Origin of the sequence: Winogradskyella sp., from assembly GCF_028282165.1 — a bacterium.
Classification (GTDB): Bacteria; Bacteroidota; Bacteroidia; order Flavobacteriales; family Flavobacteriaceae; genus Winogradskyella.
On the sequence record NZ_JANQIM010000010.1, the window covers coordinates 1 to 15,412 of the forward strand.

A 15,412-nucleotide genomic window follows, 5' to 3' on the forward strand; every position below is an offset into this window, starting at 1 on the left:
AACGACGGCGGGGACGGAATAGCGGATGCCGGCGATACCATTACATATACCTTTACGGTGACGAATACCGGTAACGTGACCCTCACGGACGTTACGGTCACGGACCCATTGGTGGCGGTGGTCGGCGGCCCTATCGCAAGCCTGGCACCTGGCGCAGTGGACGGCACGACCTTTACGGCGACCTACACATTGACCCAGACGGATATCGTCAACGGCAGCTTTGCCAATACGGCGACGGTCAGCGGCGATGACCCGGGCAGCAACCCGGTGACGAGCCTATCGGACGATCCGGACGACCCGACGGATAACGACAGCGACCTTGACGGCAACCCTGACGATCCAACGGTAACGACCTTACCGTCCTTACCAGGTATCACGATTACTAAAGTGGATACCTTAGATGATGGTGGTGATGGTGTTGTGGATGCTGGCGACACAATTACATATACCTTTACGGTGACGAATACCGGTAACGTAACATTAAGTAATATTGTGGTCACTGATCCATTGGTGACGGTGGTCGGTGGACCATTATCAAGTTTAGCGCCTGGCGCAGTAGATAGTACGACCTTTACGGCAACTTATACAATAACACAAGCTGACATAGATAATGGTAGCTTTGCCAATACGGCGACGGTCAGCGGCGATGATCCAAGTAATAACCCGGTGACGAGCCTGTCGGACGATCCCGATGACCCTACGGATAACGATAGTGATTCTGATGGTGACCCTGACGATCCTACGGTTACAACCATACAACAACAACCGAGTATTAGCCTATTGAAGACTACTTTACCATTAGCAGATACAAACGGCGACGGAGTTGAAGGGAGTTTAGGTGATCTTATCTCGTATGTGTTTGTAGTTGAAAATACTGGTAACGTAACATTGACCAATATTCAAGTTGAGGATTTATTGCCTGGATTGAATTTAGTTGGAGGTCCAATAGCACAATTACTTCCAGGAGAGATAGACAATACAACTTTTACCGCAACTTATGAAATTACACAGATTGATCTGGATATTGGATTTGTGACAAATTCAGCAAGTGTCAGATCAGAAGGACCTTTAGGTGATTTAGGCGACCCAACAGATGATGTTGTGGACACTAGTGATGATCCTAACGATACGAGTGATAATGATCCTGATGGAGACGGAGAACCAGACGACCCAACAGTAACACCTGTAAATTCAATTTTTGATTTAGAGGTTACTAAAGTTGTTGATGAATTAAGACCAGTTGTAGGTGATGAAGTTACATTTACCATTGAAGTAGCTAATGTTGGAAACGTAACGGCTACAAATGTTGTAATAGATGAACAGATACCGGATGGATATGTATTTGTATCTGCAATTACAACGGCTGGAACGTATTCTGAATTTGATGGAGAATGGATAGTAGGACAATTGGACCCTGATCAAGTAGAAATTCTTCAAATTACGGTTGAAGTATTAGGAATAGGAGACTATTTGAACACAGCTTTTGTAGGCAATGCAGATGGTGGAACTGATATTAACCCTTCAGATGATGAAGCTAGTGCATCTGTTGATCCAATATGCCTAACGATTTACAATGAGTTTTCACCAAACGGTGATGATGTCAATGAAACCTTCATAATTGATTGTTTAGAACGATTCCCTAATAATAAACTTGAAGTCTATAATAGATGGGGTAATATCGTATATAGCAAAAGAGGTTATCAAAATGATTGGAATGGAACTTCGAATGGAAGGGCTGTGATTAATCAATCTGGAGATTTACCTGTAGGGACCTATTATTATGTTCTTGACTTAGGTGATGGTTCAGAACCGAGAGTTGGATGGTTATATATTAATAGATAAGACTAATTAACACTGATTATAAAATACATTAAAATGATACGTAAATCATCAAAAATAAAAGGATTAATAGTTTTAGTATTTATAATGCTAATTAGTGCTAGTAGTTTTGCACAGCAAGATCCTCAATACACACATTATATGTACAATACATTGAGTGTTAATCCAGCTTATGCAGGTCAACGTGAAACATTAAGTGTTGTTGGCTTACATAGATCGCAATGGGTTGGTATTGATGGTGCGCCACAGACACAAACTTTAAGTATCCATTCTCCTCTGCGAAACGAGCGTATAGGTTTAGGTTTAAATGTTGTGAGTGATGCCTTAGGGCCTGCAAGGGAGACCTTTGTAGATGCTAATTTTTCATATACCATTCCATTAAACGCTAATGATTTAAAACTATCATTTGGTGCTAAAGGTGGATTTCATATGTTGGATACGGATTGGAGTAAAGGACGTTTTCGGGATCCTGATGTTGTCTTTAATGATAATCTCAATCTTATTTCTCCGATGGTTGGTGCTGGTTTGTACATGCATACCAGAAAATGGTATTTGGGTGTAGCTGTCCCTAACTTCCTAGAAACCGAACATTATGACGATTTTCAGGAATCCATTGCCACCGAGCGTATGCATTTTTATGTTATAGGTGGCTATGTATTCAACCTTAGTGAGACCTTAGAAATGAAACCAGCCTTCTTGGTTAAAGGCGTTTCTGGTGCACCAATAATAGCAGATGTATCCGCTAATTTTTGGTACAAGAAGAATTTGACTGCAGGTGTGGCTTGGCGTTGGGATGACTCTATAAGTGCACTTTTTGGTTTTCAGATTACACCTGGTATGTTTGTTGGATATGGGTACGATCTAAACACAACAGGTTTAAATAATTATAATAGCGGAACTCACGAAATCACTTTAAGATTCGAAGTGAAGCGATTAGGTAGAATTTTATCACCACGTTTCTTCTAAAAAAATAACTATGAGAACAATTTCAAGGTATATCAGTGTCGTATTTGCAAGTATGTTTTTCATATCTTCTTATGCACAAAATGGAAAAATTAAAAGCGTTGAAAACGACTACAAGGATTTTGCTTATGTAAAAACAAGTGAAGTGCTTCTGGAGGTGGCGAACAAAGGTTACAGGTCGGCTGAGCTTTTCCAGAAATTGGCGAACTCCTTTTATTTTATTAATGATATGGAGAATGCGGTGAAATGGTATGGAGAGTTAATGTCTATGAATGAAGTTATTGACCCAGAAAACTATTTTAGATATGCATTAGCACTTAAGGGTATTGAGAATTATGAAGAATCTGATAAGTGGATGAAAAAGTTTAACGAACTTAAACCCGACGATCGAAGGGGAAGAGCATTTCTGTCAAAGGTAGATTACAAATCTAATATTGAAGCATTAAGTTTTCTCGATGTCGAACCTCAAAACTTGGATATCAATACGGAGTTTTCAGACTTTGGAACAACAGAGTACGAAAATGCAATTGTATTTGCTTCAGCTAGAGGTGGTGGTCGTAAGTATCGTTGGAACGAAGAGCCCTATTTAGATTTGTACGCGGCAGAAAAGACTGAGAGTGGCTTTGGTGAAGTTAAAGAAATTCAGGGTAAAGTCAATACAAAATATCACGAATCCAGTGCTGTTTTTTCACCTAATGGAAAATATATGTTCTTTACAAGAAATAATTTCTTTAGATTGAAGTATAAAGAAGATGATGCAGGTGTGAATAGGTTGCAGTTATATAGAGCTGCCTTAAGCGAGGATGGTACTTGGGATGAAATCCACAAAGTACATTTTAATAGTGAAGACTATAGTGTTGCCCATCCAACTTTAAATCTTACAGGATCTAGATTGTATTTCGCTTCAGATATGCCTGGAACTTTTGGGCAGTCTGATATCTTTGTTGTAGATGTTAATAATGACGGCACATTAGGCACTCCAGAAAACTTAGGACCTTCAATAAATACAGAAGGACAAGAATCTTTTCCATTTATTGATACTACTGGTAATTTATTCTTTTCATCAACAGGGTTCCCTGGTTTAGGAGGATTTGATGTTTATAAATCTGAGGAATTAGATCAAAAAGTGGCGGAAGGTTCTAACAGAAACTTTCCGATAGAAAATATAGGCAAACCTGTTAATAGTTCGGCTGATGATTTTGGCTATTATGAAAATTTGGTCACAAAACGTGTTTACTTTAGTTCTAATCGCGAAGGAGGAAAGGGAAGTGATGATATATATACATTTGAAGTTCCGGAATGTGAACAATTGGTTGTAGGAACCGTAAAAGATAAGAATACTGATGAGCCAATACCAAATGCTACGGTTATCTTGTTTGATGGTGAAGGTAATCTTATTGAGCGTAAGTCTGCTGATGCCAATGCTGCTTTTGCGTTTGAGCTCGATTGCGAAAAGGAATACATCGTCAGAGGTGAAATGGAAACTTATATCTCTGATGAACAGCGCTTTACAACACCAAAGAAAAAACAAGAGCTTCAAATTCAATTATTGTTAGAAAAAGACGTACAAGAAATAAATCCTTGTGACGATTTGGCTAAAGTTCTTGATATTCCGATTATCTATTTCGATTTTGATAAATCCAATATTAGATATGATGCGGAAATAGAACTACAGAAGGTGTTAGCTGTATTGAATAAGTATACAACAATGACGATAGATATTCGTTCGCATACTGACTGTAGAGGACTTGCAGACTACAATGAAAAATTATCGGAGAGAAGAGCACAGGCTACGCGACAGTATTTAATAGACAATGGTGTTGCTGCGGATCGCCTTACAGCTAAAGGTTATGGCGAATCGCAATTGGTTAACGATTGCGAATGCGAACTTGCAAAAGATTCTAGCTGCTCTGAAGAAGAACATCAATTAAACAGACGTAGTGAGTTTGTGATCACAAGTATTAATGGTCAATCTTGCGATGAAAAAGAGTAAGCTAAACGTTTCGTAAAACAAGTCAATAGCCGTTAATTCTTTAACGGCTATTTTTTATGAATTCCTTTACTTTTTTTAAAGCTTTAGGTGTTAATTTTGCTTTATGATTGAAGAACAAGTCATCTTAGTAGATGAAAACGACAACCAGATAGGTTTGATGCCAAAAATGGAAGCACACGAAAAAGCGGTATTACATCGGGCCTTTTCAGTGTTTATTTTTAACGATAAAAATCAATTAATGCTTCAGCAGCGTGCTAGGCACAAATACCATTCCCCAGGTTTATGGACCAATACTTGCTGTAGTCATCAAAGAGATGGAGAAACAAATTTAGAAGCGGGTAAAAGGCGTTTGCAAGAGGAAATGGGATTTGTTACAGACTTAAAGGAGTCGACGTCTTTCATTTACAAAGCACCTTTTGATAATGGGCTAACCGAGCATGAGTACGATCATATTATGATTGGATACTACAACGATGTACCAAATATTAATGAAGAAGAGGTTGCCGATTGGAAATGGATGTCCTTGGAAGATGTGAAAGTGGATATGGCACTTCATCCAGAGAATTACACGGCATGGTTCAAAATCATATTCGAGAAATTTTACGAATTCATAAATGTCAATAACTCATGAAAGTTACCGTACACAGAAGAGCGCATTTCAACGCAGCACATAGACTCTATAGAAAAGATTGGAGTTTCGAGAAGAATGAAGCTGTTTTTGGCTTGTGTAACAACCCACGCTATCATGGGCATAATTACGAGTTGATTGCTAGTGTTACTGGCGAAATTGATCCAGAAACCGGCTATGTTATTGATGTTAAGATTTTAAAGGACATCATTAAGTCTGAAGTTGAAAATGCTTTCGACCATAAGAATCTCAATGAAGAAGTTCCCGAATTTGAAAATTTGAATCCAACCGCAGAAAACATTGCTGTTGTAATATATAACAAGATCAAAGCTAAGCTCGACCCAAAATTTCATTTAGAAGTTACACTTTACGAAACTCCTCGTAACTTTGTTACATACTCTGGTGAATAATTTATGAAACACGTCTTACATCCACTAAAATTTCAACCTATCTTAAAAGATAGGATTTGGGGTGGTGAAAAACTCAAAACGCAGTTTAATAAAAATTCCGATTCTCACCAATTGGGAGAGAGTTGGGAAGTAAGTACGGTTTCTGGAGATATTTCTTTGGTTGTAAATGGCACCTTAAAAGGGAAAACATTACAAGAACTTGTAGAGGCATACACTTTAGATTTTTTAGGCAAAAAGAACTATAAGCGCTTTGGAAATAATTTTCCATTACTTATAAAGTTTATCGATGCTAAACACGATTTAAGTATTCAGTTGCATCCAGATGATGCTTTAGCCAAAAAACGGCATAATTCATTTGGTAAGACCGAAATGTGGTATGTAATGCAAGCGGATGAAGATGCACAGCTTATAGTTGGTTTCAATCAAAAAATGAATAGGGAAACCTATTTAAAACATCTTGAAGCGAAAACCCTTACTGAGATTTTAAATTTTGATAAGGTTAAAGAAGGCGATACCTATTTTATTGAAGCGGGTAGAGTTCACGCTATTGGCGCAGGCGTGTTATTGGCAGAAATTCAACAGACCAGTAATATTACCTATCGTGTCTATGATTGGGATCGGGTTGACGCGCAGGGAAACTCTCGCGAATTGCATAACGATATTGCAATTGATGCCTTTAAATTTGATATGGATAATGATTTTAGAGTCGATTATGAGAAGCTAAAGAACTTATCTAACACGATGGTAAGCTGTCCATTTTTTACCACCAATTACTTGCAATTGGATTCTAATATTAAAAAGGAAAACGACAAAGACTCATTTTTAATATATATGTGTGTCGACGGCGATGTTGAGGTGTTGACAGACACCACAAATGATAGTATTGCAAAAGGGGAGACTATTCTTATTCCAGCAGCAATAAAAGACTTTGAGTTAAAAACTAAAAGTGCCAAGCTTTTAGAGGTTTATGTTTAAAACCTTGATTGCGCATAGATGTTTGGCGAATAGATTTACTACATTTGCATTTATAAATATTATGAATTATGGCGAATAAAAGAGATTTAAAAAAAGACATTAATTACGTTTTTGGCGATATCATTGAAGCCGTTTATTATTGGGAACTAGAAAACACGCAAAAGCCAACTAAAGAAAGCGATGCCATTATAGATGATGCTATAGCTTCTTTTGATGAACTTATTGCTCGTGTTAATGATAGAAATGTAGACGACAAAAAAGCACACTTTAAAGCAATCAATAACGATTTAGAGGCTAAAGGAAGAGCTTTAATAGAACGTATAAATAAATTATAGTAGAATATAATTCTATATGGAAGCAAAAGCCGATCATATTTTTTGATCGGCTTTTTTTAATTAGACAGTTTATTTAGATACGATACTTAATTTTCTACTTTTCTGTTCTCTATAAATTTTCCTAGCTTTTTGCCATAAAAGGAATTCTTTACATCGTCATTTAAACCATTATAAACAGAATCTACATAGACTGGATTGGCCGAAGGCATTTCATATAATGCCAGATAAGGTGCAATAATATTGTCCTTATGGTTTATGGCAAATTGAATGGTAAAAGAATACTTGCGTTTTAACAAAGTTTCAGATGCCTTATTTAGGGAATCTACAGTAATACTGTCATTATTTTTTTGGGCTAAAAAACTCGCTTCAATGATATCTAGATTCTGATTGTTGAAGTTAGACATCACTTTGGTATATTCATTTAATAAATCTTGCTGTTTTGACCCTTTTACTTCTGCATCATAACTAAAGTTCTTTAGGGTAGTTTTAATTTCAGTAACACCTTCATCAGCAAAAAATGGTATGTAGTGCTCATCGTCATCACTTTTAAAGAGTTTTAAATAGAGTAGTATAGGTTCGTCTATAGTAGTTTTTAATGTGAATTCTGGCTGGCCATTTATTGCCATAGAATCTAAATTCACTATAGATGAATCACCATCTTTTTGAAGATAAACGATCCCTTTTTTAAGACCTTTTATTTCCCCTTTTAAGGTAAAGTTGGAGTTTTCTTCTTTTTTGCAAGAAACACTTATAAGTATTACTATTGTTGGGATTAGAAATTTATAGAATTTCGTCATGCTTTATTTAAATTAGGGTTAAGTTATTGGTGCAACGATTCGCATTAACTCAGCTGTAAGCATTGCGCCATAAGTTCCTACCACATATCCAAAAACTGCCAATAATACTCCGACTGTTGCTAAAGATGGATGAAAGGCTGCAGCGACAACAGGGGCTGAGGCAGCGCCTCCAATATTTGCTTTACTTCCAACAGCTAAAAAGAAATATGGTGCTTTAATTAGTTTTGCTATTAAAAACAGTAAACCTACATGAATTGCCATCCATACCAAGCCAACAACAATTAATCCTGGGTTATCTACAATCTTAGTTAAATCCATTTTCATACCAATAGAGGCTACAAGAATATAGATAAATACACTCCCTATTTTACTTGCACCAGCACCTTCGTATTTTTTTAATCTGGTAAACGACAATATAATGCCCAAAATAGTTGCTATTGATATCATCCAGAAAAACTGGGATCCAAATGAAGACCAAGCAGATTTTTTATCACTTACGGCTTCTACGTTGGTCTTTAAAAACTCAGAAATTTCATTAGCGCCAAAATGTGAGATACCAACAACAGTAAATGCCACACCTAAAATGACCATAAAATCGGCAAGTGTTGGGTTTCTTGATATACTAGCAGCATAGCTAGAAACCTTTTCTTTTAAGGTCTCGATAGCGCTGGTATCTGCCTTTAGCCATTTATCGATCTTTTTTTGTTTTCCTATACCAAGTAAAAGTATCGCCATCCATATATTGGCGACTACAATATCTACGATAACCATTCCGGCATAATTAGCTGTATTGTACTCGTAAATTTCTAACATTGCTGCTTGATTGGCACCTCCACCAATCCAACTCCCCGCTAGTGTAGCTAATCCTCTCCAAACAGCATCTGCCCCTGCACCACCAACAGTTTCTGGGGATACTAATGCTATTAAATAAACGGCAATAGGACCACCAATGATGATTCCTAAAGTTCCTGTCCCAAACATGGCCAAAGCTTTCCAACCTAGATTAAAAACAGCTTTTAGGTCTATACTAATGGTCATAAGTACTAAGGCTGCAGGAAGCATATACCTACTCGCAATATAGTATACTTGCGATTTGTGTTTTACAATCTCTCCGGTAGCTTCTTTAGTTTCCCATTCGGGAGCTATTAATCCGAAAGTAGTTAAGGCTGCAGGCATCATATATGCCATTAGAAGTGCCGGAATATATTTATAGAATTTTTTCCAAAATTTGTTATCGCTAGTTGATGTATAAAAAACAAACCCTAACATTAGCATTAATAGTCCGAAAACAATGGTGTCTTGAGTAAAAATAGGTACAGCGTTCATATGAGTTAAATTAAAGGCGCAAAATACCAAAAATAAAGGGTATTAAAAAAGTGATCGTTTCGATCACTTTTCATCTTCGGGTTTGTCTTTCTTTTTTGGTTGTCTATTGTTTTCTTTTAGATATTGCATCAACATCCATTCTATTTGGCCGTTGGTACTGCGAAACTCGTCCGCAGCCCATTTTTCAATAGCTTTTAGCATATCTTCATTTATCCGTAATGCAAAGGCTTTTTTCTTAGACATGTTTACTCTTAATTATTTTTTCTTTGTAGGTCTCTAATGTGGCTTTGGCTTCTTTTTGTTTTTTGGTGCCTATTAAAATTTTTTTACCATTCTTCAATTCGAGTTGAATACCAACATTACCAGAAACATTTATAGCCGCACCTTTGGATTTCTTCCAAGGGATCTTACCTTTCAGCCCCCATCCACCATACTCACTTATAGCATTATAGGTTCTCACATAGACTGAATTGATTTCGTTCCACCTTATAAGCTTAAAATTTTGGTGAAAGGGGAAAAATCTATAGTGAATCCCTAATTCGTCTATTCTTGATGAAAGCTTGAATAAAAAGATAATGCCTGAAGCCAAAATAATTAATCCGGCTATTAAAACAAATTCTAGAGAGGAAAGGCGCTGAGGCTCTGTGGTATAGATACCTACAATAATACCTAGAGGAACCATCATACTTAGAATAATTATGATTATTCGCCATGATTGAGTAAAACGCTGTTCTTCCTTAAAAATTCGCATCACCTATTTTTATCTCGTTCTAATACTACACTTCCCCAACCTTGACCAATGAATTTAACGGACCAGCCCTCTCTTGCATGTTGATTCAATATATCCTCAAATTGCTGAAACCGATTTCTGAAACCTAATTTTGGTTGTATTACTTTATATTCTTTCATTTTTTTGATCAGCTTTTAATGGCTTAATGTTCCAGTATTTACAACTGGAGCGGCTTCTTTATCACCGCAGAGCACAACCATTAGATTACTTACCATCGCAGCTTTGCGTTCTTCGTCGAGCTCTACAATGTCGTTTTTGTTAAGCTCTTCTATAGCCATTTCTACCATACTTACTGCACCTTCCACAATTTTATGTCTAGCAGCAACAATGGCCGTTGCTTGCTGACGCTTCAACATTGCATTTGCTATTTCTTGGGCATAGGCTAAATAACCGATTCTAGCTTCTAGTACTTCGATACCAGCGATGGATAAACGTTCATCGATTTCACGTTCTAATGCTTCACTGACTTCATTAACACTCGAGCGAAGCGTAATATCTTCAGCATGACCCTCATCTGCAAAGTTATCGTAAGGATACATACTTGCCAATTTACGTACGGCAGCATCAGTTTGTACACGGACAAAGTTTTCGTAGTTATCAACATCAAAAGCCGCTTTATAGGTGTCTTGTACACGCCATACTAGAATGGTACTGATCATTACAGGATTTCCTAATTTGTCGTTCACTTTTAAACGTTCGCTATCAAAATTGCTCGCTCTAAGTGAGATTTTCTTTTTTGTGTAAAAAGGATTGACCCAATAAAAACCGTTCTTTTTTATGGTGCCCACATATTTTCCGAATAGCAACATTACGCGCGAACCATTGGGTTGTACCATTACAAAACCCGCAGACATTACAATGGATAAGAAAATGGTAATGCCTGGCCAAGGAGTCTTATAGGCTATGATAGCAGCTATACTTCCAAAAAACAATACCAAGAACACAAACAACATAAAGTAGCCATTTGCAGGAACGATGATTTTTTCTTCTTTCATAATTTAAAATTTAATTGGTTAATCATTTAATATTTCAATATGATATCAAAATGATATCATAAAGATATAATTTATTTTGTTAGTATGCAAATAGATTTTTTTGTTACAACTTTATGAAAAGATTAAAAAAAGCATAGTTTGGCACGCGATTTGTTATATGTTAATTGTAATGGTTACAGCGATAGTTACAAGCGTAACACTACTACAAAATCGCGACATTACATTTTGGTTGGTTAGTTAGTAAAAAAGCATCTCACAAGAGATGCTTTTTTAATTAAGTAGTATGAAGTGGCCTATGATTATTAATTAATGAAATTAGTTATGCTTTTAACAAGTTTTGATGATATTGGCCTGAATGCTTCATTATAGGATTTGGAGTTTTCCAAATCACCACCCTCTATTTCAAAAAAGACGTGGTTCATATTTTCTATAATGCTGATCTGGGCGTTTTCATTGGCTTCCTTTAATAATTTTGCTTCCTCTTCCGAAACCTGAAGGTCTTTGGTGCCGTTAATAACCAAGATCGGAATCTTTAAATCCTTTATGATTTCTATAGGGTTATATTGCATCCAATTTATCATAAAACTTTGAATATTTGTGTCGAAAACCGAAGCCAATATTTCTGGATACTCTGCTGCAGATTCCCCTTTTTTGAGCTTATCAACTACTTTTTGTGCTTCTTTACCCAATTGAGGATTCATATTTGAGACTTGTTCAACGATAACATCTCCTATATTTTTTGCTGCTCCAGCAATAGAAATAAATCCATCGGTTTTTTCTTTTGCTGCAAGCATACCGACTAGACTACCCTGACTATGACCAATAACATAGATTTTTCTGAAAGAATTTTTTTCTTTAAAATAAGTAATGACATCTTTAGCATCATTCACAAAATCGTCGAACATTATATCTGGATCAACATTGCCTTGGTGAATTTGTTTTACAATGCGTTTATCGTATCTAAAAGTTGAAATTCCTGCGTTGGCAAGATCTTTTGCTAATTTTTTTAAGGCGTCATTTTTTAGAAAATTTTGGTTACCATCCCTATCAGTAGGGCCAGATCCGGCAATAATTATAGCTAATATCGATTTTTTATCTTCAATAGGATCCAATAATGTACCATCTATAAATTTTGACACCGAGATTTCTGTTTCGGAATAGGTTTTTTCTTGGCTAAAGCCATGAGCAGAAATTAGGAGAACAAAAATAAATTTTAAAGGTCCCATGGTTATAAATTTTACGGCACATAAAGTTATACTATAAATCATCTCATTTGTATGATTTAAACAATTTTTATTGATATTTATTATTCTATTAGCATCATATTTAGAAGAATCATTAAAATGTATTTTATCGACGAAATGCACAATTTTACCTATAAATGTTAAAATTAAATGTATTTCATCGATTAATGATGTTTTTAAGCGATAAAATTGAAACCTAATTATATATTTGGAGTGTACTAAAATTTAGTTTTTAGTTCAATGGATTAATTAATTAATATTTGCATTATGTTATGTTGACTTAGAGACCCTAAATCTACTTACATAATAAAAAAAGCAAATTAGAAAAACTGGGTTTGAGGGAACCCAGTTTTTTGTTTTTTGAGTTTTTAACTAATTGAGCTATAAAATTAAATCAGCTTTCTAAAGGTTAAGTTTATTCTGGGCTTTATTTCCTTTTTTGTCTTTGCAATCTGATGTAACCAGTAATGCTGCATTTCACCTTTCATTAATAACAAACTTCCGTGTTCTAAATTGAGTTTATAGCGTTGGTCCTTTAGCGTTCTGTGCTTAAAATGAAATGGACGTATTTCTCCAAAGCTTACCGACGCAATTACAGGATTATTACCCAATTCCTTTTCATTGTCTGCGTGCCATCCGTTGCTATCACTACCATCTCGGTATAGATTGATTAATAATGTGTTAAACTCAATATCGGCAATCTTTTCAACCCTTTCCTTTATAATTTTTAAGCTTGGTGTAAATGGGTTGGGATACAACACCAGATTAGAATAGCCGTACGGTTTGTTTGTGTCACCAAACAATGCGGTTAGCCTCGGTTCTTTATAGGTTTTCCCAAATACAGTAATATCATTGTTTCGCCATAAAGTTTGAGTATTTATGGTTTCAAAGTAATTATCGGATTGTTGTTTGCTAAAGAAGTTTGGGAGGTATAGTAATTCCGCATTGGGAAGAATTAAATGTTGTTTCTCTTGCGAAAACAAGTCCATAGCATATTTTTTTGCCTAAATTAGTGCTTCATTATGAACCGAGCAAGTTATTAGTTTTGGGGTTTACAAGATTAATGATTTATGAATAGCATGAGACTTAAAAAATTAGTATAACCACGTGAATTATAAAACACTCATATATGTTATTGTACTGGGTTTTCTCGTTCTGGGCTTCAATCAGCAACAAGAATTGCCTGAGGGATTTGTCTACGTGAAATCTGAGATACCAGATTTAGACGTAGAGCTTCGATATTTTGGAACAAATAATTTTGTAGGTGATACCATAGATGGTTATAAATCCAACCGTTTAATTTTAACCAAAGCGGCAACGGAGAAGTTAAAGTTAATTCAGGATGAATTGCAGCAACAAAATTTGTGCTTAAAGGTATTTGATGGGTATCGCCCACAGCGTGCCGTTAATCATTTTATCCGTTGGGCAAAGGATTTGAATGACACTATCAATAAATCGCAGTTTTATCCAGATGTAAAGAAGCGAAATTTATTTAAGGAAGAATATATTGCTTCAAGATCTGGACATAGTAGGGGAAGTACGGTTGACCTGACCATTGTAGACGGTAACACTGGTATTGCTTTGGATATGGGAAGTCCATTCGACTTTTTTGGGCATCAATCTTGGGTGAATTATGAGGGCATCACTGAAGCTCAAAAAAAGAATAGACAGCTATTGCAAACTATTATGTTAAAACATAATTTTAGAAATTACCCAAAAGAATGGTGGCACTTCACCTTGCGTTGGGAGCCTTTTCCTAAAACCTATTTTGACTTTGAGGTCGAATAAAATTCATAAATAAACCCAAGCCCAGTATATTAATCCAAACTGTAGTGGAATACGTAAGATCAATATCCATTTTGGGATACCAGCAGCAGCTTTTTTACTAGATAACATATAAAAGTGGATCGTAATGAGAAATACCACGAGCATAGCAATAATCAAATAAATTGCTAGGTTTTTTAAGAGAGGGAAACACAAGCCTATGCCTAAGAGAATTTCTGCAACACCACTTATATAGACTAAGGATTTGTGAGCTGGGAGATATTTTGGCATAACGCGCATGTATATTTTTGGGATGACAATATGCATTAGCCCTGCAAAAATATAGACTCCTGCCATGATATATAATCCTAAGGGCTCACTCATCCTTAAAGGTTTTAAAGCTTATACCGATGCCATAATTGTACAGGTCCTGATCTAAAAGACTTGATCTAAAACCATTGCCTTTATCAAACTTTACCCAGTTATTACCATTAATAAATACGCGTTTAATGAACGTGTTTTTAGTTTCGATTTCATCAGTGAAAGGCAGTAAGGGTCTAAAGTTGGTCGGTATTTTTACCGTACCATTTTTGGTTTTTATGTCTTTATATTTTTTGTTGGGCAGAAGTTTTCCTGTTTTATCAGTATAGCCCATGACTTGCAACGAAACGAAGAAACCATCTTTGGGAATGTAAATGTCATAAGCTTCAACATTTAGCGTATGGGCATCACCGTCCTTTTCAGTAGCTTTAAAAACAATGGTTTCATAGGTAAGGGTTTTTCCTGGTATCCCATTGTTATTGGCATAAAACTGAACCTTAAACAAAGTAGAGAAGGCTTTTTTGTCGCTATTGGAACGTTTCCGTTTTTTCCAATCTTTAGATTCTAGCGCAATAGGAAAAGTCACTGAGGTCAATTTTTGATCCTTGGTTGAGGTTTTGGCAAAATATACTGCAATTTCCGACTCGATAGTGGGCAACCAACAATGGTAATAGTCGTCATCTAAATAGGGCTTTAGGATTTCTTCCTTAAACTTTCGATTGAGCTTTGATGTAACGGTAACTTGATCTAGTTCATCGGCCTTTGGCTGCATTACCAATTCGCTAGGCAGGTTTTCAGTAGCGATACTTAAACTCTTAAATCCTAGTGCAGAAATAAAGAGCGAATCGATATCCGGATAAATTTTTTTGGTGAAGACAAATTTTCCTTCATCATCGGCAAAAATACCATTGCCATTTCCAAATGAAATGGTAGCATAGCTAACAGGATATTTAGTAATGCTATCTAAAACAGTAATTTGGGCTAAGGATACCTGGCTTAAAGTTAAAATGAAAAATAAGACTTTGGGCATAA

At 36.0% G+C, this 15,412-nt stretch carries 18 protein-coding genes; 8 read left to right on the plus strand and 10 right to left on the minus strand.

What is annotated here, in order from left to right:
* From Q0972_RS04375 to Q0972_RS04405, 7 genes are all read left to right on the plus strand, one after another.
* Positions 1-1,842, plus strand: a 1,842-nt coding sequence (locus tag Q0972_RS04375) for a gliding motility-associated C-terminal domain-containing protein (RefSeq protein WP_299363088.1), incomplete at its 5' end; no start/stop codon positions are given.
* 33 nt (positions 1,843-1,875) lie between these two features.
* The gene (locus Q0972_RS04380; protein ID WP_299363091.1) at positions 1,876-2,805 is read left to right on the plus strand and encodes a type IX secretion system membrane protein PorP/SprF; all 930 of its coding nucleotides are present in this window, start codon (positions 1,876-1,878) and stop codon (positions 2,803-2,805) included.
* Positions 2,806-2,815: 10 nt separating this feature from the next.
* The gene (locus Q0972_RS04385; RefSeq protein ID WP_299363093.1) at positions 2,816-4,795 is read left to right on the plus strand and encodes an OmpA family protein; all 1,980 of its coding nucleotides are present in this window, start codon (positions 2,816-2,818) and stop codon (positions 4,793-4,795) included.
* Between the two features lie 103 nt (positions 4,796-4,898).
* On the plus strand, positions 4,899-5,426 hold the full coding sequence (gene idi / locus Q0972_RS04390; RefSeq protein ID WP_299363095.1) for an isopentenyl-diphosphate Delta-isomerase: 528 nt from the start codon (positions 4,899-4,901) through the stop codon (positions 5,424-5,426).
* Entirely contained in the window at positions 5,423-5,833 is a 411-nt protein-coding gene (locus Q0972_RS04395; protein ID WP_299363097.1) for a 6-carboxytetrahydropterin synthase, read from the plus strand. The genes idi and Q0972_RS04395 overlap by 4 nt, the downstream gene beginning before the upstream one ends.
* 3 nt (positions 5,834-5,836) lie before the next feature.
* On the plus strand, positions 5,837-6,808 hold the full coding sequence (locus Q0972_RS04400) for a type I phosphomannose isomerase catalytic subunit (RefSeq protein ID WP_299363099.1): 972 nt from the start codon (positions 5,837-5,839) through the stop codon (positions 6,806-6,808).
* 68 nt (positions 6,809-6,876) lie between these two features.
* Entirely contained in the window at positions 6,877-7,143 is a 267-nt protein-coding gene (locus Q0972_RS04405; RefSeq protein WP_299363101.1) for a hypothetical protein, read from the plus strand.
* 86 nt (positions 7,144-7,229) lie between these two features.
* Here Q0972_RS04405 and Q0972_RS04410 read toward each other — a convergent pair whose 3' ends face one another.
* The 8 genes from Q0972_RS04410 to Q0972_RS04445 all read right to left on the minus strand — a co-directional run bounded on the left by Q0972_RS04410 (position 7,230) and on the right by Q0972_RS04445 (position 13,284).
* Positions 7,230-7,940 (minus strand): DUF4369 domain-containing protein, encoded by a 711-nt coding sequence (locus Q0972_RS04410; protein ID WP_299363104.1) that lies wholly within the window; start codon positions 7,938-7,940, stop codon positions 7,230-7,232.
* A gap of 18 nt (positions 7,941-7,958) precedes the next feature.
* Positions 7,959-9,266, minus strand: a complete 1,308-nt coding sequence (locus tag Q0972_RS04415; protein ID WP_299363106.1) for a DUF819 family protein — start codon at positions 9,264-9,266, stop codon at positions 7,959-7,961.
* Positions 9,267-9,329: 63 nt separating this feature from the next.
* Complete coding sequence (locus tag Q0972_RS04420; RefSeq protein ID WP_299363108.1) at positions 9,330-9,509, minus strand: Arc family DNA binding domain-containing protein; 180 nt, start codon at positions 9,507-9,509, stop codon at positions 9,330-9,332.
* Positions 9,502-10,017 carry a hypothetical protein gene (locus Q0972_RS04425; RefSeq protein ID WP_299363110.1) on the minus strand — a complete coding sequence of 172 codons (516 nt, stop codon included), beginning with the start codon at positions 10,015-10,017 and terminating at the stop codon, positions 9,502-9,504. Before Q0972_RS04425 ends, Q0972_RS04420 begins: the two co-directional genes overlap by 8 nt.
* Positions 10,017-10,175, minus strand: coding sequence for a DUF4177 domain-containing protein (locus Q0972_RS04430; RefSeq protein ID WP_299363112.1), 159 nt, complete (start codon positions 10,173-10,175; stop codon positions 10,017-10,019). The genes Q0972_RS04425 and Q0972_RS04430 overlap by 1 nt, the downstream gene beginning before the upstream one ends.
* Positions 10,176-10,190: 15 nt before the next feature.
* Positions 10,191-11,051, minus strand: coding sequence for an SPFH domain-containing protein (locus tag Q0972_RS04435; protein WP_299363114.1), 861 nt, complete (start codon positions 11,049-11,051; stop codon positions 10,191-10,193).
* Positions 11,052-11,353: 302 nt separating this feature from the next.
* Positions 11,354-12,277, minus strand: coding sequence for an alpha/beta hydrolase (locus Q0972_RS04440; protein ID WP_299363116.1), 924 nt, complete (start codon positions 12,275-12,277; stop codon positions 11,354-11,356).
* A gap of 407 nt (positions 12,278-12,684) precedes the next feature.
* The gene (locus Q0972_RS04445) at positions 12,685-13,284 is read right to left on the minus strand and encodes an alpha-ketoglutarate-dependent dioxygenase AlkB (protein ID WP_299363118.1); all 600 of its coding nucleotides are present in this window, start codon (positions 13,282-13,284) and stop codon (positions 12,685-12,687) included.
* Between the two features lie 118 nt (positions 13,285-13,402).
* On the opposite strand from Q0972_RS04445, the gene Q0972_RS04450 reads away from it, so the two are divergent.
* A complete protein-coding gene (locus Q0972_RS04450; RefSeq protein WP_299363121.1) occupies positions 13,403-14,083 on the plus strand; it encodes a M15 family metallopeptidase in 681 nt (226 codons plus the stop codon).
* A 3-nt stretch (positions 14,084-14,086) separates the two neighbouring features.
* Here the strand turns inward: Q0972_RS04450 and Q0972_RS04455 are convergent, their stop codons facing one another.
* Positions 14,087-14,443, minus strand: coding sequence for a hypothetical protein (locus Q0972_RS04455; RefSeq protein WP_299363123.1), 357 nt, complete (start codon positions 14,441-14,443; stop codon positions 14,087-14,089).
* Entirely contained in the window at positions 14,436-15,410 is a 975-nt protein-coding gene (locus Q0972_RS04460; protein WP_299363126.1) for a hypothetical protein, read from the minus strand. The genes Q0972_RS04455 and Q0972_RS04460 overlap by 8 nt, the downstream gene beginning before the upstream one ends.
* Positions 15,411-15,412: the final 2 nt, after the last annotated feature.

Coding starts and splice junctions, on each gene's coding strand:
- Q0972_RS04440 (WP_299363116.1), bottom strand. CDS start 12,277: ATGGGACCTTTAAAATTTATTTTTGTTCTCCTAATTTCTGCTCATGGC.
- Q0972_RS04425 (WP_299363110.1), bottom strand. CDS start 10,017: ATGCGAATTTTTAAGGAAGAACAGCGTTTTACTCAATCATGGCGAATA.
- Q0972_RS04400 (WP_299363099.1), top strand. CDS start 5,837: ATGAAACACGTCTTACATCCACTAAAATTTCAACCTATCTTAAAAGAT.
- Q0972_RS04460 (WP_299363126.1), bottom strand. CDS start 15,410: ATGCCCAAAGTCTTATTTTTCATTTTAACTTTAAGCCAGGTATCCTTA.
- Q0972_RS04455 (WP_299363123.1), bottom strand. CDS start 14,443: ATGAGTGAGCCCTTAGGATTATATATCATGGCAGGAGTCTATATTTTT.
- Q0972_RS04435 (WP_299363114.1), bottom strand. CDS start 11,051: ATGAAAGAAGAAAAAATCATCGTTCCTGCAAATGGCTACTTTATGTTG.
- idi (WP_299363095.1), top strand. CDS start 4,899: ATGATTGAAGAACAAGTCATCTTAGTAGATGAAAACGACAACCAGATA.
- Q0972_RS04415 (WP_299363106.1), bottom strand. CDS start 9,266: ATGAACGCTGTACCTATTTTTACTCAAGACACCATTGTTTTCGGACTA.
- Q0972_RS04445 (WP_299363118.1), bottom strand. CDS start 13,284: ATGGACTTGTTTTCGCAAGAGAAACAACATTTAATTCTTCCCAATGCG.
- Q0972_RS04410 (WP_299363104.1), bottom strand. CDS start 7,940: ATGACGAAATTCTATAAATTTCTAATCCCAACAATAGTAATACTTATA.
- Q0972_RS04395 (WP_299363097.1), top strand. CDS start 5,423: ATGAAAGTTACCGTACACAGAAGAGCGCATTTCAACGCAGCACATAGA.
- Q0972_RS04420 (WP_299363108.1), bottom strand. CDS start 9,509: ATGTCTAAGAAAAAAGCCTTTGCATTACGGATAAATGAAGATATGCTA.
- Q0972_RS04405 (WP_299363101.1), top strand. CDS start 6,877: ATGGCGAATAAAAGAGATTTAAAAAAAGACATTAATTACGTTTTTGGC.
- Q0972_RS04430 (WP_299363112.1), bottom strand. CDS start 10,175: ATGAAAGAATATAAAGTAATACAACCAAAATTAGGTTTCAGAAATCGG.
- Q0972_RS04385 (WP_299363093.1), top strand. CDS start 2,816: ATGAGAACAATTTCAAGGTATATCAGTGTCGTATTTGCAAGTATGTTT.
- Q0972_RS04380 (WP_299363091.1), top strand. CDS start 1,876: ATGATACGTAAATCATCAAAAATAAAAGGATTAATAGTTTTAGTATTT.